Source organism: Lysinibacillus sp. FSL K6-0075, from assembly GCF_038592945.1.
GTDB lineage: Bacteria > Bacillota > Bacilli > Bacillales_A > Planococcaceae > Lysinibacillus > Lysinibacillus fusiformis_F.
In genome coordinates, this window is the sequence record NZ_CP151947.1 from 3,448,501 (window position 1) to 3,468,368 (window position 19,868).

General features: G+C 37.4%; 18 protein-coding genes. 8 read left to right on the top strand and 10 right to left on the bottom strand.

The features are described 5' to 3' along the window. Positions 1–209: 209 nt before the first annotated feature. The 3 genes from clpX to MHB65_RS16905 form a co-directional block, all read right to left on the bottom strand. A complete protein-coding gene (gene clpX, locus MHB65_RS16895) occupies positions 210–1,481 on the bottom strand; it encodes an ATP-dependent protease ATP-binding subunit ClpX (RefSeq protein WP_205444698.1) in 1,272 nt (423 codons plus the stop codon). Positions 1,482–2,166: 685 nt separating this feature from the next. Beyond that, positions 2,167–3,456 (bottom strand): trigger factor, encoded by a 1,290-nt coding sequence (tig, locus tag MHB65_RS16900; protein ID WP_205444700.1) that lies wholly within the window; start codon positions 3,454–3,456, stop codon positions 2,167–2,169. A 119-nt stretch (positions 3,457–3,575) separates the two neighbouring features. After that, positions 3,576–4,559 (bottom strand): CDC27 family protein, encoded by a 984-nt coding sequence (locus MHB65_RS16905; RefSeq protein WP_205444702.1) that lies wholly within the window; start codon positions 4,557–4,559, stop codon positions 3,576–3,578. Between the two features lie 213 nt (positions 4,560–4,772). On the opposite strand from MHB65_RS16905, the gene MHB65_RS16910 reads away from it, so the two are divergent. From MHB65_RS16910 to MHB65_RS16940, 7 genes are all read left to right on the top strand, one after another. Further along, a complete protein-coding gene (locus tag MHB65_RS16910; RefSeq protein ID WP_205444703.1) occupies positions 4,773–5,237 on the top strand; it encodes a hypothetical protein in 465 nt (154 codons plus the stop codon). 813 nt (positions 5,238–6,050) lie between these two features. Next, positions 6,051–6,893 (top strand): DUF2785 domain-containing protein, encoded by an 843-nt coding sequence (locus MHB65_RS16915; protein ID WP_342441104.1) that lies wholly within the window; start codon positions 6,051–6,053, stop codon positions 6,891–6,893. 828 nt (positions 6,894–7,721) lie between these two features. Further along, a complete protein-coding gene (gene qoxA / locus MHB65_RS16920) occupies positions 7,722–8,627 on the top strand; it encodes a cytochrome aa3 quinol oxidase subunit II (protein WP_342441105.1) in 906 nt (301 codons plus the stop codon). A 60-nt stretch (positions 8,628–8,687) separates the two neighbouring features. Beyond that, positions 8,688–10,631, top strand: coding sequence for a cytochrome aa3 quinol oxidase subunit I (gene qoxB / locus MHB65_RS16925; protein WP_205444708.1), 1,944 nt, complete (start codon positions 8,688–8,690; stop codon positions 10,629–10,631). A gap of 1 nt (position 10,632) precedes the next feature. Then, positions 10,633–11,232, top strand: coding sequence for a cytochrome aa3 quinol oxidase subunit III (qoxC, locus tag MHB65_RS16930; RefSeq protein ID WP_004226587.1), 600 nt, complete (start codon positions 10,633–10,635; stop codon positions 11,230–11,232). After that, the gene (qoxD, locus tag MHB65_RS16935) at positions 11,232–11,516 is read left to right on the top strand and encodes a cytochrome aa3 quinol oxidase subunit IV (RefSeq protein WP_205444710.1); all 285 of its coding nucleotides are present in this window, start codon (positions 11,232–11,234) and stop codon (positions 11,514–11,516) included. The genes qoxC and qoxD overlap by 1 nt, the downstream gene beginning before the upstream one ends. A 247-nt stretch (positions 11,517–11,763) precedes the next feature. Next, positions 11,764–12,621: a DUF6612 family protein gene (locus MHB65_RS16940; protein ID WP_342441106.1), complete on the top strand. Its 858-nt coding sequence runs from the start codon at positions 11,764–11,766 to the stop codon at positions 12,619–12,621. Between the two features lie 590 nt (positions 12,622–13,211). On the opposite strand, the gene MHB65_RS16945 is transcribed toward MHB65_RS16940, so the two are convergent. The 7 genes from MHB65_RS16945 to MHB65_RS16975 all read right to left on the bottom strand — a co-directional run bounded on the left by MHB65_RS16945 (position 13,212) and on the right by MHB65_RS16975 (position 19,033). After that, positions 13,212–13,631 carry a universal stress protein gene (locus MHB65_RS16945; protein ID WP_205444713.1) on the bottom strand — a complete coding sequence of 140 codons (420 nt, stop codon included), beginning with the start codon at positions 13,629–13,631 and terminating at the stop codon, positions 13,212–13,214. Between the two features lie 50 nt (positions 13,632–13,681). Beyond that, positions 13,682–14,758, bottom strand: coding sequence for a PQQ-dependent sugar dehydrogenase (locus MHB65_RS16950; protein WP_342441107.1), 1,077 nt, complete (start codon positions 14,756–14,758; stop codon positions 13,682–13,684). A gap of 44 nt (positions 14,759–14,802) precedes the next feature. Continuing rightward, a complete protein-coding gene (locus MHB65_RS16955; RefSeq protein WP_342441108.1) occupies positions 14,803–14,964 on the bottom strand; it encodes a hypothetical protein in 162 nt (53 codons plus the stop codon). A 151-nt stretch (positions 14,965–15,115) separates the two neighbouring features. Then, positions 15,116–15,532 carry a YugN family protein gene (locus MHB65_RS16960; protein ID WP_016991855.1) on the bottom strand — a complete coding sequence of 139 codons (417 nt, stop codon included), beginning with the start codon at positions 15,530–15,532 and terminating at the stop codon, positions 15,116–15,118. A gap of 137 nt (positions 15,533–15,669) precedes the next feature. Further along, positions 15,670–16,623 (bottom strand): alpha/beta hydrolase, encoded by a 954-nt coding sequence (locus tag MHB65_RS16965; RefSeq protein ID WP_342441109.1) that lies wholly within the window; start codon positions 16,621–16,623, stop codon positions 15,670–15,672. A gap of 32 nt (positions 16,624–16,655) precedes the next feature. Continuing rightward, positions 16,656–17,387: an SDR family NAD(P)-dependent oxidoreductase gene (locus MHB65_RS16970; RefSeq protein ID WP_342443762.1), complete on the bottom strand. Its 732-nt coding sequence runs from the start codon at positions 17,385–17,387 to the stop codon at positions 16,656–16,658. Positions 17,388–17,407: 20 nt separating this feature from the next. Next, positions 17,408–19,033 (bottom strand): NAD(P)/FAD-dependent oxidoreductase, encoded by a 1,626-nt coding sequence (locus MHB65_RS16975; protein WP_342441110.1) that lies wholly within the window; start codon positions 19,031–19,033, stop codon positions 17,408–17,410. A 126-nt stretch (positions 19,034–19,159) separates the two neighbouring features. Here MHB65_RS16975 and MHB65_RS16980 point away from each other — a divergent pair, with 126 nt between their 5' ends. After that, the gene (locus tag MHB65_RS16980; RefSeq protein ID WP_342441111.1) at positions 19,160–19,855 is read left to right on the top strand and encodes a LuxR C-terminal-related transcriptional regulator; all 696 of its coding nucleotides are present in this window, start codon (positions 19,160–19,162) and stop codon (positions 19,853–19,855) included. Positions 19,856–19,868 lie beyond the last annotated feature (13 nt).

Below are 19,868 nucleotides of genomic sequence, written 5' to 3' on the forward strand. Positions count from 1 at the left end.
AATTTTCATGTTAACATCCCGCGCTACTAGTATGTGTTTAAAAAGTTGATTCACACTAGTTATTGAAGCGAGCCAAAAATTTCTTCAAGTTACAGCTGGCTTTATGTAGGAATGAATAAAAAGCTGACTGTCGATATGTGCGAACATTGCACAATCGAAGTCAGCTAATTACTCTCTATCTCACAACGGTAGACAGCCACGTCTATTCATTATGCTGAAGTTTTAGTGTCGCTACCTTCATCGAGTTCAGTGCCATCTTCAAGAAGCAATTTCGGTTTTTCTTTATCCGTAATTGTTTTTGCTGTAATGATACATTTTTTTACGTCTTCACGTGAAGGCAATTCGTACATTACATCAAGCATTGTTGACTCAATAATTGAACGAAGACCACGCGCACCTGTTTTACGTTCAATCGCTTCCTTAGCAATTTCCACAAGAGCACCTTCATCAAATTCAAGCTCAACACCATCTAATTCAAGCATTTTTTGATATTGCTTGGCTAGTGCATTTTTCGGCTCTGTTAAAATTTGTACTAGTGCAGCTTCGTTTAATTGCTCCAGACTCGCAAGTACAGGTAATCGACCAATGAACTCTGGTATTAAACCAAATTTCAATAAATCCTCAGGAATCAGCTTGGACATAATAGAACCTTCATCTACATCTACTATATTCGGATCTGAACCGAATCCTATTACTTTTTCACCCTGACGTCGTTTAATGATGGTTTCAATGCCATCAAATGCACCACCCACAATGAAAAGAATATTAGTTGTATCGATTTGTAAAAATTCTTGATGAGGATGTTTTCGTCCTCCTTGCGGTGGAACGCTTGCAACTGTTCCTTCCAGAATCTTTAGGAGTGCCTGCTGAACACCTTCACCAGAAACATCTCGTGTAATAGATGGATTCTCTGACTTACGTGCAACTTTGTCAATTTCATCAATATAGATAATCCCTTTTTCAGCGCGTTCGATATCATAATCAGCTGATTGGATTAACTTTAATAAAATATTTTCAACGTCCTCACCAACATAACCTGCTTCAGTTAAGGAGGTAGCATCCGCAATTGCGAATGGAACATTTAAAATACGTGCTAACGTTTGAGCTAATAAAGTTTTACCGCTACCAGTTGGGCCGATTAACACAATGTTCGATTTTGCTAATTCAATATCATCAATTTTACTATTCGTATTGATACGTTTATAGTGATTGTAAACTGCGACTGCCAATGCCTTTTTAGCACGCTCTTGTCCAATTACATACTCATCTAGAATCGTTAAGATTTCTTTAGGTTTCGGAATATCTTGGAATTCAATTTCCTCCTCTACACCTAGTTCCTCTACAACGATCTCTGAACAAAGCTCGATACATTCATCACAAATATAAACACCAGGACCTGCAACTAATTTACGCACTTGTTCTTGTGGCTTTCCACAAAATGAGCATTTTAAATTGCCTTTTTCATCATTAAATTTGAACAATATGTTTCACCCCTATTCAAGCAACAATCTTACAAGATTATTGAACCTTTATCAAATAAATTGTCTGCATCATTTACGCCTCAGCATTTATGCATGTATAGATTATAACGTATCGTCATGTACTTTACTTCATTTGCCTTACGAAGCATGCTATCGAAACCTGCTTACTCCGCCACCTTATACTGCTATAAAGTTACATTTATTCACTTCCGACACACTACAAACTACTGATCTCTATTTATAAATCTACTACATTCATCAACCAAGGGTATATATCACTCAAAAAATAAATTTTATTTATTATGACCTCTCTGAATGAAGTTAAGTTTAGCATCGTATCAATTTCGCCTTGACTCAAATAGCGTCTGGACATCAATCCAAATCCTTGACACCTGCCAGCAGGCTCTATCTTCATTCAGTCGTGGTTTAAACACACACTAAAAAGGTTAAAAAGGCATACAGTTCACCATCTATGTGAGATGGGCGTCATTTGTACCTGACGTTATGCTTTGGATACAAAAACATCTGCTGAATGAAGATAAAAACTAAAACAATACTATGTATAAGTGAAGTATAAAGTGAATTAAACGTTAAGGGGACTGATTTTTAAGAGTTTATGTGATAAAACAAGGCACGGATTCATGCCGTACCTTGTTTTTTTTAGGCTATCTAATTACACAAAATCTTATTCAGTAATTTTAGCGTTTTCTACTAAAAATTCAACTGTTTTTTGGATTTTGATGTCGTTTTCAAGTACTGCTGTACCACCTAAAGCACTTGTGATTTGATCATTTGTCATGTTGAATTGAGCAGCCATTTTTTCTAATTCTGCTTCAATATCAGCTTCAGATGCTTCAATTTTTTCAGCTTCAGCAATCGCTTCAAGTGTTAATGAAACACGTACACGGCTTTCTGCTTCTTCTTTCATTTGACCACGTAGGTCTTCTTCTGATTGACCAGAGAATTGGTAGTAAAGGTCTAAGTTCATACCTTGCATTTGTAAACGTTGACCAAATTCTTGTAACATACGATCAGTTTCAGAGTTAATCATACCTGCTGGCACTTCAAACTCAGCATTTTCAGCAGCTTTCTCTACTAGTTCATCACGAAGAGCAGCATCTGATTCTGTTGCCTTTTGAGCTGCAGTTTGTTCTTTAATTTTAGCGCGTAAAGCTTCAACGCCTTCAACTTCTGGATCTAATTCTTTTGCGAATTCATCATTTAACTCAGGAAGAACTTTTGTTTTAACTTCTTTCACTGTTACTTTGAAAGTAGCTTCTTTACCAGCTAATTCAGCTGCATGGTATTCTTCTGGGAATGTCACAACAACATCTTTAGATTCGCCAGTTTTAACACCAACAAGTTGCTCTTCAAAACCTGGAATGAATGAACCTGAACCGATTTCTAGTGGATAGTCTTCGCCTTTTCCACCTTCAAAAGCTTCTTCACCTACGAAACCTTCGAAGTCGATCACAGCTGTATCACCTTCTACGATTGCTTCGTCTTCTTTGATTTCAAGTTCTGCTTTGCGAGCTAATTGATCTTGAATTTGAGCATCTACTTCTTCATCCGTTACTTCTACTGGCAGTTTAGATACTTCTAAACCTTTGTAGTCACCTAGCTTTGGTTCTGGTTTCACTGTTACTTGTGCAGTGAATGTGAAATCTTGGCCGTGTACAAAGTTTTCTGTACCAGCGATTTCTGGGTAATCAACTGGCATAATTCCAGCTTCATCAATTGCTTTTGCATAAGATTCAGGAACGATGATTTCTAATGCATCTTGGTATAGAGATTCGATACCAAAACGTTGTTCAAACATTTTACGAGGCATTTTACCTTTACGGAAACCTGGTACGTTAATTTGTTTTACAACTTTTTTGAACGCTTGGTCCATTGCTGCATCGATTTCTGCAGCAGGTACTTCGATTGTAAGAGTACCGATATTACCTTCTTGTTTTTCCCATTTTGCTGACATGTATAAATACCTCCAAAATAAATAATCAAGTTTAGATGTTAGACAATTCATTCGTAACTACGATTTTGACAACCATTTTAGTATAACATAGATGTGTATAGTTTCAACTTATTTCATACCTAATGTAGTTCTGTTAGCTTTTCTAACATTTGTAAAAAGTCGATGATTTCATAGTCCATTTCTTGTACATTTCCTAGCATGGCTAAGACAAAATCAATATAACTATAGGCAACATCATCTGCTTCGAACGGTTGCCATTCAAAAGGATACGTTACAATGGCATGCTTTGCCATTAAATATTGTACCATTTCCAACGTAGATGGGTCTTGTTCTAGCTTCATTTCCAATATATTTTTTATTTCTCCATACTGCGGTAACTGGTTAGGCAATACTAGCTCAGTCGGATTAACGGTTTTTGTTTGGTTGAATTTGGCTATTGTAACATCAATAGCTACTTCTTGTTCCACTAATAATATTAATGCTAAGCTCTGGACAAAAGGATGAACCGTTGAACATTCAATGATCGCTTTTAATGCCTCTTTTAATTGTCTTACATTTGTATCCATAAGACGATGTAAGCGAATGGATTGTTCATTTGGAGTAAGTGCACAAAATTTCTCAAGATCATACTCCTGTTCCTCTATTAAACGTTGTGCATTTTCTTTTTTTTCTAGATTCTTAGACACTTCACTATTCAAATTTTTTAATCGCTCAAATTTTTCAATTTGATCCTGAGGCAAAACATTTTCTTCAAGTAGGGTTGTAATTAATGACTCTACTTGATGATATTCTTTTAACTGCATGCATACGGTAATGTACAATTCCATGACTTCTACATAAAGTGTTGTACCCACCGAAAATAATTGCTCACAAACATTTTTTGCCTTGCTATAGTCCTTTAATTCATACAAAGCAAAAGCATAGGCACTAAGAGCAAACTCATCTCCAGCTTCGTATGCAAATGCCTTTTCAAAACTTGCCACCGCTTTTTCATACTGAAAATTTTCAGCAAACATATGCCCTTCACGTATTAAAGTTTGGACAGCGCCTGGAAAAACAACAATATTGTCATGTTTAATGACATGACGCTTTCTTTTTGTCATTTTTCTCACCTCATTATTCTAATTTTCATTTCTGTTATTTACTAAAAAAATCCACAAGTTTCTTGTTTTTAACAAAAAATCATTGCTTTTGCATTCATATTTTGTAATAAATTGTATTATAATTAGAATAGTCTAAAATTTATCACAATTCGCAGACGTTCCCCATTATTGTCTGCATCAAGAAAATCAAGTTCTTAACAAGGAGTGGAATCCATGCAATTACTTGATACAATTACAGAATTTGATCATTGTATCTCATCTGCATTCGAGGCATTATCGATTAAAGTCATTTCAATTTCTACAACGAACGGCCCTCTTCAAGATATGCCGATAGAATTTGAACTTTTAACACGCACCAAAATCGACGTCTACACACAAGAAGCCAGCACCTATATTTTAAGAATTCAAGGGTGTATTCCTGGTTCTATTGCACTTGGTCATCAAAACGAGTCTCTTTCCATTATTCCTCAAAAAGTAAACATTGAATGCAACTACAAGCTGTTACATGTTGATAAAAAAGATATGCAGCAAATTTTACAACATCCTGAACCAAATCGTCATTATTGTGAATGGCTCATTGATGCAATCAAAAACGCCAATATTCTTGTCGAGTTAAAGACAAATCAACACACGCTTACCGAATGGCCAATTGGCATCAAATCAGCAGTCATTATTTAGCTAGACAAAGACATACTTAAATAAGTATGTCTTTTCATGTTGTTGAAAAAAGATGTTGTCAACGGCAGAGAAAGCAATTTTGCAAGGTGAGGGGTTGATTTCCGTTCCGCCAGCGTCCTTTCCAGAGGGCGTCCGATGAGCCGCTTCACTCACTTACGTTCGCTCCAGGGTCTCCTCTGTGACGCTAAACCCCCTAGGAGTGACGCTGGCTCCACTCCAATCAACCATTCTGCAAAAGTGTCTTTCCTTATTTTTCATACTAGCCGTAGCGATCAAATCGCCCATTAACTGTATTCTTAGAGGGGATAAACTCTTATTTTCAATGTGGAGAAGTGATGCGTGACAACACCTCTTCATAAAGAGCAGTGAGCACCTTCCCTTTATTTGAAAACCTTTGCTAAAAAGTCAGTGGGTTGGAGTGGAAGGCTACTTGACTCCCGTGGGATAGCGAGACAGGCGAAGCCCTGCACGGAGCGGTAGCGGAGGAAGCGATTCGGCGCTCGCCCACAGGAAAGCAAGTAGCCTGCAACGGAAATCCATTTCTACCTTTCAATTGACAGTTTTGTTTTTCAACACTAAGCAAAGACATACTTAAATAGGTATGTCTTTTTTTATTCACATTTAAGTTTTACCATTTTATTGCGTTTCTATCATAACAACTTTCTATAGGTTCTGGAAATAATATTGTAAAAGTTATGTTTTAAAGAGAGCATTCTAACAGTTCTTATTTAATGGGGGTTTCAAATTTATCCTTTCGAAATGAAATGGCGCTATAATAATAGTACAAAAATGATGATGGAGGCTTTCTTAAACATGGATATTAAAGAAACATTACAATCTTTTTCTACAATGACACTGTCTGATCGCCAAGCATTTATGTTGCAGCATAGTGATTGGCTATTACAGGAGATGTTAGCGCATATTGGCTCAGTTGATGCTGAATTACGAGACCACCTCATTTATCGTACCTTTGTTGATTTACTAAGTGATAATTTATTGAACCCTCAACAACTTCAATATTTGTTTGAAACAGTTACGGGTGATGATTTTTTATATTTACATATTGGAGAAAAAGCAACAGATAGTGTCTTTACTCGTTCGTTTTCTGCATTACTTGTTGCAGGGCTTCTTGCAAAGGATGCTGAATTACTCGTTTTAAGTGATGATGACTTGCAACTATTCTTTAAAAAAATTGGCCGCTATTTGTTATTAGAGCAAGATACGAGAGGATTTGTTCAGGATAAAGGATGGGCACACAGTATTGCACATGGTGCAGATTTAGCTGCAACGACAATAAAACATCCAAAATTCGATTTACAGTATGCACCATCCATCTTACATGCATTAAAACTTGTCACTTGGAAAGAAACCGTCTTTGTTAATGACGAAGAGGAACGTTTAATCAATATCGTGGATGCGCTATTACTTCAACATTACTCAGAGGAAGCACTGATCGAATTTGTTGAGCAGGCTTTTGATAAATTTGAAATGCATTTAATGGCACAAGGTTATAATGAGCTCTTCTTTAGTGGACGCACTTGTACGTTAAACTTTATGAAAACATTATATTTTTCTTTAAAAATGAATAATAAAGCTCCTCAACTACAAAATACGATTTATGGTCAAGTAGCCAAATGGTTGAAGCTTGGTGATTGACAAGCAATCTTAAAAATGCTGATTAACTCCTCTTAATTCTTCATAACATAATTTTTTTCTAAAATACTAGCAAACTAAGACAGCTCTTAGTTTGCTTTTTACTTTTCAGATAAAACAAACAAAGTAAAAATTTAGATTCTAAAGAAAATTGATTATTATATTAACATAATTAATAATCCACACCATTTATTCCCTCTTCACTCATTCCTTTCATTGAAAATTCAACCTATTGTTTCCATAAAACGTCATTACGTGTACTCCTTTTTTTAATAAAAGGCAAATAAAAAATCCCATTACGTCTGATATGGCAATGATTTTATTACAAAACAGCGTCTAAAATGTGAAATGCCATTTTTCACAATATAAATTATTTACTTAGGTAAACATCAGGAATGCAGTATTTTCAACGTTTCCACAGTGTTTAATGATTAAAACCTATAAATACCAATACTAAAATAACGATTTTTGTTCAAAAAATGTTCAAATTCAACACCGCTATACTATCATTTTCATAACAAAATTATGTTTTTTCTTAAAAACAGGGCGTATAATCCAATGTGCAAACAACGAGAGATTGTGACAATCGTAGTTAAGCAAGTACGTATTTAAAACGATTGCGCAAGTCATTGATTTTGCTAACGCTTGCATCAGATCAGTCAACACTAGATTTTATGTTTCATATTGAACCATGCCATTGTAATTTCTTATGTTGTTGATTGATACGCCAAGATAAAAGAGGTGACCTCAGTATCTACTATTTGTAAATGTGACACTGACAAAAAAACACATGAATTTTATGAATAGCCGTTCTATAGAAAGGAGTCAAACATGAAGAAAAAATTAAGTTTAATGTTAGTAGCATTGAGTGCGCTTGCTCTTCTTGCTGGTTGTGAACCATTAACAGTGTTCAATCCAAAAGGACCTAATGCTGAAACATTATCAAACACAATTATCTTATCCATTATTACAATGGCCTTTATATTACTAGTCGTGTATGTGCTTTTAGCCTTTATGCTTACAAAGTATCGTGCATCAAAAGCATCTGCTGATTATGAGCCTCCTCATGAAGAAGGAAGCCATCTTCTTGAAATTACATGGACAGTAATTCCAATTATTATCGTAGCATTCTTAGCTGTTGTGACTGTAAGAACAACATCTACAGTAGAAGCTCAACCAGCAGGTTATGACGATAAGGAACCTTTAGTTATTTATGCATCATCATCAAACTGGAAATGGCACTTTAGTTATCCTGAAGAAGGTGTTGAAACAGTCAACTATGTAAACATTCCGGTGGATCGTCCAATCGAGTTCAAACTTTACTCATTTGGTCCAATTACAAGTTTCTGGATTCCTCAATTAGCAGGTCAAAAGTATGCCATGAGTGATATGTTAACAACAATTCACCTTGCGGCAGATGAAGTTGGTTCATTTATGGGACGTAACTCTAACTTTAATGGACGTGGCTTTGCTGAAATGGAATTTGAAGCACAGTCTATGACGCAAGAAGACTTCGATAAATGGGTTGCTGATGTAAAAGCAAAAGAAGCACCATTAACAGAAGAAAAATTTGATGAGCTTCTAGAGGCAGAACATGTTGGTCGCCAAAGCTTCTCATCTACACACTTAGACTTCAGTCCAGCTCCAATGGAACATGGTAAAAACATGAATATGGATGATATGGATCATGGGGATATGTCTGAGGAAGACATGAATAATGAACATTCTGGTCATTAATTTGAATTTAACTTTGAACGAATCGAGACTTAATTTTTAATTTTGAAAGGAGCGCATCCAATGAGTATGGAAGAATTATTCCATCCAATGCAAGAACCGATGATTTTAGCGGCAGCTATTAGTATCGTAGTTGGTGCAGTGGTTATCGTAGCTGGCCTTACTTATTTCAAAAAATGGGGCTATTTCTACAAAAACTGGCTATCAACTGTTGACCATAAAAAAATCGGGATTATGTATATCGCAGTAGCCTTATTAATGCTATTCCGCGGTGGTATCGATGCACTATTAATGCGTGCACAAACAGCCGTTCCAGATAACGGACTTCTTGATGCACAACACTATAATGAGATTTTCACAACACACGGTTTATTAATGATTCTATTTATGGCGATGCCATTTGTCATCGGGTTAATGAACATTGTCATTCCACTTCAAATCGGTGCACGTGACGTTGCTTTCCCACGTTTAAATGCTGTCAGCTTCTGGCTATTTGCAGCAGGTGCTGGTTTATTAAACTTATCATTCATTATCGGTGGTTCACCAGACGCTGGTTGGACAGCCTACTTCCCTCTTGCAAGTACGGAATTTAGTCCGACTGTAGGGAATAACTATTATTCTTTAGCACTTCAATTATCAGGTATTGGTACTTTAATGACAGGTGTTAACTTTATCACGACGATCATTAAAATGCGTGCCCCTGGTATGACATTAATGAAAATGCCAATGTTTTCTTGGTCTATTTTAATTACAAACATTATTATCGTATTCGCGTTCCCAGTATTAACTGTAGCGCTTGCACTTATGATGTTTGACCGTCAATTCGGCACAAAATTCTTTGCGATGCAAGACGGTGGTATGGATATGCTTTGGGCCAACCTATTCTGGGTTTGGGGACATCCTGAAGTTTATATCGTTATCCTACCTGCTTTCGGTATTTTCTCAGAAATCATTGCAACATTTGCACGTAAAAACTTATACGGTTACAAATCAATGGTAATGAGTATGGTGGTCATTTCCCTACTATCATTCGTAGTTTGGGCTCACCACTTCTATACAATGGGTCACGGTGTAATGGTTAACAGTGTTTTCTCTATTACAACAATGGCAATCGCAGTTCCTACTGGTGTTAAAATATTTAACTGGCTACTCACAATGAGACACGGGAAAATTCAATTTACAACACCGATGCTTTATGCACTTGGCTTTATTCCTATCTTCACTATTGGTGGGGTTACAGGGGTTATGCTCGCGATGGCAAGTGCCGACTACCAATATCATAATACGATGTTCTTAGTTGCCCACTTCCACTATGTATTAATTCCAGGTACAGTATTTGGTGTGCTTGCAGGTTACCACTACTGGTGGCCAAAAATGTTCGGTTTCCGTCTAAATGAAAAATTAGGGAAAGCTGGTTTCTGGTTCATTGCCATCAGCTTCAACGTAACATTCTTCCCACTATTCATTTTAGGTTTAGATGGTTATGCTCGTCGTATGTACACTTATTCTGAGTCTACTGGTTATGGTCCATTGAACATGTTATCGTTCGTCGGTGCGCTAGGACTTGCAGTCGGCTTTGCATTAATTGTCTATAACATTTACTACAGCTGGAAACATATGCCTCGCAATGAAAAGGCAGATGTTTGGGATGGTCGTACACTTGAGTGGGCTACTCATTCTCCAGTACCAGAATATAACTTTGCCGTAGTGCCTACTGTTACTCGCTTAGATGAGTTTTGGTTCGCCAAAAAAGAAGGTCGCGATATTACTGCAGGTCCAATCGAAAAAATTCACATGCCAAATAATACAGGCACACCATTCTGGATGAGTGGATTCTTCTTCCTTGCAGCATTCTTCGCTGTATTCAATCTATGGATTCCAGCCATCATCAGTATGCTTGGTGTATTTGGCTTCATGATCCATCGTTCATTCGAAAAAGATCATGGTCGTTACATTTCAGTTGAGGAAGTAATGGCAACTGAGAAAAGCTTGAGAGGTGATAAATAATATGAAAATCGATTCTTCACTTCCATTAGAATATAGTACAGAGGAAAACCGTCTAAAAATCTTTGGTTTTTGGATTTTCCTTGGCGCCGAAATCGTGTTATTTGCCACATTATTTACAGTGTATTTCACACTTCATACACGTACAGGTAGTGGACCAAATGGTGCCGAAATTTTCGAATTAACTCCAGTTCTATGGGAAACATTCTTATTATTAACAAGTAGTTTCACAATTGGTCTTGGTGTTCATGCAATGCGTATCGGTCGTAAAAAAGCGATGATGACATTCTTTATCATCACTCTTTTACTAGGTCTTGGCTTCTTAGCTATTGAGATTGATGAATTTGTCACTTATGTACACGAAGGTGCGACGATTCAAACAAGCGCATTCTTATCGTCACTAATGACTCTACTTGGAACGCATGGTGCCCACGTAACATTTGGTTTCTTCTGGGGCGTAGCTATTTTAATCCAAGTAGCTAAACGTGGTTTAAATCCGCAAACAGCGAACAAAGCGTTTATCTTCTCATTGTACTGGCATTTCCTAGACGTTGTTTGGATTTTCATCTTCAGCTTCGTCTACTTGAAAGGACTGATTAGCTGATGAAGGAATTATTCCCAAAACAACATGTGATGGGCTTCGGCTTCTCACTATTACTAACAATTATAGCTTTAGCAGTTGTTAAATTCGATATGTCTCTTAATATGGCATTTGGAATTTTACTAGTAACTGCCCTTGCACAAGCAACTGTACAATTAGTATTATTCATGCACATCGGTGAATCTGAAGATAAGAAAACGTTATATACAACGATTTTATACTCAGTATTCGTAGGTGTTGTGACAATCATCGGTACATTATTTGCTATGATCTGGGGTTATAATTGATCCATTACGCCTCGGTGTAAATAAGAAGCTGTCCCAACTTATCGTCTTTGTACGATAAGTTCGTGACAGCTTTTTTGTTTTATCCCTATTCATTTGATAATTTTCACGTTTACCACTAAAAGAAGTAGGGAAAATGTTGTTTTTTTAATAAAAAATTAGTTCTTTTCTAACAATTTATGAAACTTTTCCTTTTCTAGTGCGTATAGTAGTAGATAGTGTTTTTTACCAAGAATAGGAGATGAAAGTAATGAAGAAAATTTTTAAAGTATTAGCAGTCGGAACACTAGCGTTGACACTTGCCGCTTGTAATTCAAGTGCTACGCCTACGAAAGACACAACGAATAAAAGCAAACTCACTTTAGAACAAGTGTATGACAAAGCAGTGGATCGTCAGGCTGATATTAAAAGTGCAAGTGCAAAAATGGATATGACACAGGTGACAAAGGTTGGATCTGGTGAAGAGGCAATGGAGTTTTCGATCGACTCTAAAATGGAGATGGATATCATCGTTGACCCACTTGCAATGCATTTATCAGGGTCTATGTCGATGCCAGATATGATGAGTGAAGGCGAAGAAACAATGGACATGCCAATAGAAATGTATATGAAAAAAGATGCTGGCCTATTTATGAAAGATATGACGACAGACAGCTGGTTAAAGCTTCCTGATGAGAACTTTGATGCTATTTTAGATCAAACGGCGGCTTCTGCTGACGCGAAGGAACAGCTAGAACAACTGAAGAAATTCATTAATGACTTTACATTTGAACAAACGGATGATGAATATGTCCTTACATTAGATGCAAAAGGCGATAAATTCAAAGAGCTTATCGATTCTGAAATTAATAAGTCTATGCAAGATATGGGTCTAGAAGAAAACCCTCTGGATCAACTAACAATTGAAAAAATCAATTATGTGCTGCACATCGATAAAGAGACTTTCGATACGAACAAAATGGATATGAATTTTGATTTAAAAATGGCCGTAGAAGGTGACGAATTGTTAATGAATACAAAATCAGTCGTTACGTATACTGAATTTAATCATCTAAAAACAATCGATATTCCCCAAAGCATTATTGATAACGCTCAAACAATCGAATAATTAAAAACCTGCTTGTGCTAGTTAGCGCAAGCAGGTTCTTTTTGTTGAAAAAAGATGATGTTAACGGCAGAAAAAGCAACTTTGCAAGTGAGAGGTTGATTTCCGTTCCGTCAGCGTCCTTTCCAGGGGTCGTCCGATGAGCCGCTTCACTCACTAGCGTTCGCTCCAGGGTCTCCTCTGTGACGCTAAATCCCCTAGGAGTGACGCTGGCTCCACTCCAATCAACCATTCTGCAAAGTGTTTAGAGGGGATAAGCTCTTATTTTCAATGTGGAGAAGTGATGCGTGACAACACCTCTCCATAAAGAGTAGTAAACACCTTCACTTTATTTGAAAACATTTGCTAAAAAGGTAACACTTTTGTGGGTTGGAGTGGAAGGCTACTTGACTCCCGTGGGATAGCGAGACAGGCGAGCCCCTGCACGGAGCGGTAGCAGAGGAAGCGGCTCGGCGCTCGCCCACAGGAAAGCAAGTAGCCTGCAACGGAAATCCATTTCTACCTTTCAATTGACTGTTTTGTATTTCAACACTAAAAACCTGCTTGTGCTAGTTAGCGCAAGCAGGTTCTTTTATTCTAAACTATTAAAAAAACTAACGAACAATTAACACATCACATAGCGCATGTCGTACGACTTTCTCTGCAACAGAGCCTAACATCATTTTCTCCATACGATTTAATCCTGTTGCACCACAAACAATTAAATCAACCTGAGGTAATTGTGTTAAAATACCTTTTGGTGAACCTGTTTCTACCGTTGATTCTACCGCTTTGACCCCTGTCTGTAATGCCTCTTTTTCTAGCTTTTCCATTTTAAGAATGTTTTCCTTCTTCAATTCCTCCGCATATTTTAAGTCATATGCTGAAACTGCTCCAAACGATTTCGTATCAATTACATTCACTAATTGCAAAATAGCATTGTATTCTCTTGCTAATTGACTCGCTCTGTCCAATGCTTTTAATGATTGTTCTGAGAAATCAATTGCTACTGCGATTTTAAGATAATTAGCCATGTTCGTCCTCCCCATTCATCATACCATTCCATGTTTTCTCAAATATTATATCACAATGGCGTTCGATATAGTTTATCGTCCTGCGGTTGCGGGTTTCCACGGCCATCAGTATTATTGCTAATAAAATAAAGAAATTTTTCATCCACAAAGACATCACGAATTCTACCAAATTCCGATAGTAATTTATTATGTTTGCTCTTATTTATATCAAATGCTAGGACTGCCGTACCTCTTAGTGCGGCGACATATAATTGATCATTTACAATGGCAATGCCTGATGGTGCCCATGTGGTAGAAGCACCGGATGTAAAGAGAGGTGCTATCATACCTTGCTCTTTCTCCGTTCCTTCAATAAGAGGCCAACCATAATTCTTCCCCTTCTCAATGATATTAATTTCATCATTTGCTGCATTGCCATGCTCACTGGCATACATCGTACCATCAGTAGACCATGTTAAACCTTGTGGATTTCGATGCCCATAGCTGTATACATAGGATTGCGGAAAAGGATTATCATTCGGTACGGAGCCATCCAAATTGATGCGCAAAATTTTCCCTTCTAAAGCATCCACATCCTGTGCTAAAGAAGGTTGTGTCGCATCTCCTACCGTTGCATACAGCTTCTCATCAGGACCTATTTTCAAACGTCCACCATGATGATATGTACCACTCTTTATTCGATCAATAATAAGATCCTGTTCTAGCCATTTATTATCGCTTAACGTTAACGTAACAATTCGATTAAATTGTTCCCCTTCCTCAACATACGTATAATACGCATAGGCAATCTGACTGGTAGGAAAATTAGGGGCTAGTACAAACCCTAATAAACCAGCTTCTGGCGCGGATGAAAGCTCCTTTTTCAGGATAATCTGTTGCCTATCAACGGTTTCTTCTGCAATCTTTACAATACTTCCTGGCCTTTCTGTTAGATAAAAGACATCACCACTTTTTTGAATCGACCAAGGTGTCTGCAATTGATCTGCTATTATTTCAACAGAGGAATTCATTGAATCTCTAGAGTGATTTTCCTCACTTTCTAACCTTTTATTGTTCTTATCCTTCGTTGATGTGCAAGCAACACAAAAAATCATCGTTAGCAGTAATAAAGGCATGTAACGTCTCATGATTAATCATCCTCTCATTTATGAAAAATAGAAAGAGACGCCACCTAGACGCCTCTCTTACTTTTTATACTTTCAAACAGGATTATTTCACCAAATGTTCTTGTTTTCTCTAGCATCTCTAGATAGGCTTCTTTACGATGGATGAGTCGTTCTTGGTGCAATTTCTGATAGGAATGCTGAAAATCATCTATAGCTATTTTGTTCATAAACTCACCTCATATAGTAGTACATGCTAACACCATTATAATGTTGGAAAATTCTTACGACAATTCTATTTGTATTTTTGATTACAAGTTCCCAAAATAACAAGGATAAAAGACTTATGATTTCTTCCAGCAGCTATTTAAATTTATCTAACTAGTGAATGAAAAATGGTAGTACTTTTTCTTCCACAGCTTGTTCACCTGCTTGAATCCATCTACTTTTATCATGAATGTATCCATCTTTATCAAGCGGGGTTTGAAATTGGCTAGCACCAGTTGCATCTAGTAAGGAGCCCTCATCATAATCTAGACCAATATTTTCAACATGCTTAATGACAAATGGCTTTTGAAAACGAATTTGAGCATCTTCATTATCAAGCTCCCCTGATGTGACGATAAAAGGGACGCGTAAATAAATCGTTTCTCCTGCCTCTTTCCATAATACCGAGTCGAAGCTACCTTTATAATACTCCCAATTCCCGCCGATCGTGAAACCTCGATTGGCAATTTTATCTCGTAAATAGCCAAAACCTATCTCTTTTCCAACAATTTTTGAATCAAATTGTAACAATTTATATTCTCCTCCTTTCACTCGATAAAAGTTTAACCTAAAAGAGGATATTACAAACTAGCTATAAGATCATTTTGCTTAACAAAAAAAATCCCGAAACCTGAGGAATTTATGGTTTCGGGATTTTCGTAAGTTTTTTATAAAGGCACTGAAATATTTCGATGCAACACATATTTAGCGGCTTCTACATACTCAGTGACAGCTCTTTGACTGACTGTGGCTGTGGGCACAATACTCTCAAAGCCATGATAGCAGCCCGGGTATAAATGGAATTCAACATCTACTCCAGCCTGGCATAGCTTGGTTACATATTGTAAAGTTTCATCACGAAACGGATCAAGTTGACCAACACATGTATACGTAAATGGTAAACCTGATAAATCATCCGCTCTAGCTGCTGCGGCATATGGTGGCACATTGTCGCTACCGTTTTCTCCATTCAAATACATTTCCCACCCCTTTTGATTAAGTGAGTGGTTCCAGATCATGTGGCCTGTGATTTCTAATGATGATGGTGTATTATTACGATCATCAATCATTGGATAGAGCGGCATTTGGAAACTAAGCTTCGGATAATTTCGATCACGAGCAAGTAATGCAAGTGCAGCTGTGAGCCCCCCACCAGCACTAGCTCCAGCAATTCCTATACGGGAAGGATCAATCCCTAATTCGTCTGCATGATCCGCTACCCATTTTAACGCTACATAACAATCTTCAAGTGGGGCTGGATAAGGATGCTCAGGTGCAAGTCGATAGTCTACAGATACAACAACACATTTCGCTTCATTGACAAAACGCTGACAAAGCACATCATCTCCCTCGGGAGCTCCTAAGACATAGCCACCACCATGAATCCATAGCAGGCCTGGGTAAATTTCATTTTGCTCTTTTGACTTATAGATACGAATACGAAGAGAATCGTTGTCATCAGGCCCTTGAATCACTTTATTTTCTACTGTGATATGCTCTTCTATTGGAGTTGGTACAGCAACGGCTGCCATTCCTTCTCTTGTAGCTTGTACATTATCCAAATCTAATGGGGGAAAAATTGCTAACGTTTCTTTTAGTTCTGAATTAATACGATGTTCCATTAAAATTCTTCCTCTCTTATTTAAAATGTTTTTTACGATGTTAAACCGCCATCAATTGGAACGGCAGCGCCATTCACATAAGAAGCTTCTTGCGAAATTAAGAAAGCGATTACATTTGCGATTTCAGTAGGGTCTGCTAATCTTCGTAATGGTCCATTTTCTTCTGGACTCGATGCCAATCCCTTCGTCATGTTTGTCATCACGCCACCAGGACAAATTGCATTCACTCGAATACCTTTAGGTCCATATTCAATGGCTGCCGTTTTAGTTAACCCAATTACACCATGCTTACTTGCCGCATAGCCACCTAGATAAGGTTGTCCCTGTATACCAGCTGCTGAGGATGTATTCACAATGACACCTGATTGCTGTTGCTCCATTTCTTTTAACACATATTTTAAACTTAAAAATGCCCCTTTAAGATTGACCGAGATCACTCTATCAAACGTCTCCTCTTCTAAATCTCCCAGTAGTGCTGGTGGGCTTAAAACGCCTGCATTATTAATAAAAGCATCAATCCTGCCAAATGTTTCTTTTGCAGCGTCCACATATTTTTTGACATCTTGGCTTTGTGAAACATCAGCTTGGACAAAAATTGCTTGTTGTTGATGTTCCTTCACAGCATGTAGTGTGTCTTGTCCACTTTTTTCGTCAAAATCCACTAAAACTAATGCTTTGCCCTTAATTGCAAGCAATTTTGCAGTCTCTCTTCCTATACCACTTCCTGCACCTGTAATAATGACTACTTGTTGCTCCATATTGATATATGCTCCTCTCTCACAAACTATGATATTGATTTTAATTTCATTAACTTAAAGCCTTCATAATTGTTCTGAGCCACCTCATTACAATGTTTTGTGTAATAATCAAATCCTCCTAGATAAATTAAAAAACTTCGTGGTTTGCCCTCAATATTGGCTCCCGTATACCAAGAATCACCTTTGACGTAGAGTGTTGCATTAGCAACCTCTCGGCAATGTTTGCTCCAAGCTTCCTCTGCTTCTATAGTTGGTTCCACAAGGTCAATGTCATGCTCACGCAAGTATTGTATGCACTCGGCAATCCATTCGACATGCTGCTCAATAGCAATTGGCATATTCACGAGGACAGAAGGGCTTTCTGGTCCCGTAATCATAAATAAATTAGGAAAACCTGCTGTTGTGAGTCCAAGATAGGTTTGAACCGCTGCCCCATCCTCCCATTTCTCCTTTAATGACACGCCATTCCTTCCTTGGATATCAATCTTAAATAAAGGTCCTGTCATGCCATCATAGCCTGTCGCAAAAATGATGATATCTAAATCAAAATGGTTATCCGCCGTTTGAATACCTTCTCCTGTTATTTTTTGAATGGGTGATTCTTTGACATCAACCAGTAAAACATTCTCCCTATTATAGGTTTCAAAATAATCGCTATCTAAAACCTGTCTTTTCGTGCCATACATATACTTTGGACATAATTTCTCTGCTACCACAGGGTCTTTCACAATCTGTCGTATTTTGGAGCGAATAAATTCTGCCGCTTTTTCATTGGATTGTTCATTCGTTAACAAGTCATGATAAGTAGCTGAGAAGGCAAAGCCACCTTGTGCCCAAGCTTTCTCAAAAACCGCTTGCCTCCTATCATCATGATCTTCCATTGCAGAATGCTGATTTTGTGCAAAAGGTGTACCTGAAACAGAATTTCTCATGGAATGCTTTATCGCTTCGAAATTTTGCTTGGTTTCTTTGATAAAGTCCTCATCATATGCATGGTTTCGAGCGGGAATCGTATATTGCGGTGTGCGTTGAAACACCGTGAGCTGCTCTGCTTCTTTTGCAATGACAGGTATTGCTTGAATACCACTGGAGCCTGTCCCGATAATTCCTACACGCTTCCCCGTAAAATCAATCTTTTCATGTGGCCAATGCCCCGTGTGATACCATTTTCCGTTAAACTGTTGTAATCCTTGGATGTTCGGAACATTTGCAGCAGATAGACAGCCTATTCCTGTAATAAAATATTTTGTTAAAATGCACTGTCCATCGTTTAAATGAATTATCCATTTATGTCGTTCTTCATCAAAATGAGCCGCAGTGACTCTTGTGTTAAATTGAATATCTGCTCGCAATTGAAAGCGATCGGCTACGTAATTTAAATAGCGTAATATTTCCGCTTGTTCCGGAAATCTAGATGTCCAAGTCCATTCTTCATATAATTCCTTTGAAAACGTGTAGTTATAATAGATGCTTTCAATATCACATCTAGCACCAGGATAACGATTCCAATACCAAACACCACCTACACCATCTCCAGCCTCGTATACAATGGTCGAAAAGCCTTTACTCCTCAACTGATGTAGCATATACAGACCTGCAAACCCAGCACCTAGAACAACTGCATCCACCTCTTTAATTGTTTGACTACTCATCTGCCGCTCCCCCTCACACCAAAATAGGAAAATATGGATTTACTTAACTTAAATACTACAACTTACAGAAAATATTGAACATTCCTTATTTTAAGCGTAGTATATACTTAAAAAAGGGGATAGGTCATGTCCAATCTTTATACCATTCAAAAACGTTTCGACACGGTACAAAGCTATGTCAACCATGAAGAGTTGTTGATACACATTTTGCAGGTATATTTAGATTCTTTTCCTATCAAGGATGCCTATTTATTAAGGTATTCTCCAATAGGCTTTGTCGCTGAAGGAATCATTTTCTTGAATGAATCGGGTGGTAGTCATATCGGTGAAATTCGTGAGGAGATTCGCAGCTTCCCTATTATTTATGCTGCTATTGAAGATAAGAAGGCTAAATTTTGTACAGGAATGGACTATTTAAAAAATATCAGTATTAAATATTCTATTCCCTCGCAAAATAATTCTTTTTTAATTGTTCCTATTTTTATAGGGCAATATGTTTTTGGTTATATTTGTAGTACTCAATTGGAAGAGGCAATCGATGTAAATGAAAAGCTATTAGATGATATGACGACCTTTGGACATATGATTGGGCAGCTTATCATGCAAGCTAGAAATAGTAAAAAAGAGGGTTTTCTTAGCAAACGTGAGCTAGAGGTCATGAGACAGGTAGCGCAGGGAGATAGTACAAAGGAGATAGCAGATGTTATGAATTTAAGTGAATTAACCATTACACAATATGTAAAATCGGCTATCAAAAAATTGCGTGCCAAAAATCGTTCCCATGCCATTAGCATTCTTTATCAAGAGGGCATTATTCTATAAAAAATTAGGGGAG

What these genes read in the sequence shown, in the direction of transcription:
- MHB65_RS16955 (WP_342441108.1), bottom strand. Translation starts at nt 14,964, where the DNA reads ATGAACAAAATAGCTATAGATGATTTTCAGCATTCCTATCAGAAATTG.
- MHB65_RS16965 (WP_342441109.1), bottom strand. Translation starts at nt 16,623, where the DNA reads ATGGAACATCGTATTAATTCAGAACTAAAAGAAACGTTAGCAATTTTT.
- MHB65_RS16945 (WP_205444713.1), bottom strand. Translation starts at nt 13,631, where the DNA reads ATGGCTAATTATCTTAAAATCGCAGTAGCAATTGATTTCTCAGAACAA.
- MHB65_RS16905 (WP_205444702.1), bottom strand. Translation starts at nt 4,559, where the DNA reads ATGACAAAAAGAAAGCGTCATGTCATTAAACATGACAATATTGTTGTT.
- MHB65_RS16940 (WP_342441106.1), top strand. Translation starts at nt 11,764, where the DNA reads ATGAAGAAAATTTTTAAAGTATTAGCAGTCGGAACACTAGCGTTGACA.
- qoxB (WP_205444708.1), top strand. Translation starts at nt 8,688, where the DNA reads ATGAGTATGGAAGAATTATTCCATCCAATGCAAGAACCGATGATTTTA.
- MHB65_RS16915 (WP_342441104.1), top strand. Translation starts at nt 6,051, where the DNA reads ATGGATATTAAAGAAACATTACAATCTTTTTCTACAATGACACTGTCT.
- MHB65_RS16950 (WP_342441107.1), bottom strand. Translation starts at nt 14,758, where the DNA reads ATGAGACGTTACATGCCTTTATTACTGCTAACGATGATTTTTTGTGTT.
- qoxD (WP_205444710.1), top strand. Translation starts at nt 11,232, where the DNA reads ATGAAGGAATTATTCCCAAAACAACATGTGATGGGCTTCGGCTTCTCA.
- MHB65_RS16975 (WP_342441110.1), bottom strand. Translation starts at nt 19,033, where the DNA reads ATGAGTAGTCAAACAATTAAAGAGGTGGATGCAGTTGTTCTAGGTGCT.
- qoxC (WP_004226587.1), top strand. Translation starts at nt 10,633, where the DNA reads ATGAAAATCGATTCTTCACTTCCATTAGAATATAGTACAGAGGAAAAC.
- MHB65_RS16910 (WP_205444703.1), top strand. Translation starts at nt 4,773, where the DNA reads ATGCAATTACTTGATACAATTACAGAATTTGATCATTGTATCTCATCT.
- MHB65_RS16980 (WP_342441111.1), top strand. Translation starts at nt 19,160, where the DNA reads ATGTCCAATCTTTATACCATTCAAAAACGTTTCGACACGGTACAAAGC.
- tig (WP_205444700.1), bottom strand. Translation starts at nt 3,456, where the DNA reads ATGTCAGCAAAATGGGAAAAACAAGAAGGTAATATCGGTACTCTTACA.
- qoxA (WP_342441105.1), top strand. Translation starts at nt 7,722, where the DNA reads ATGAAGAAAAAATTAAGTTTAATGTTAGTAGCATTGAGTGCGCTTGCT.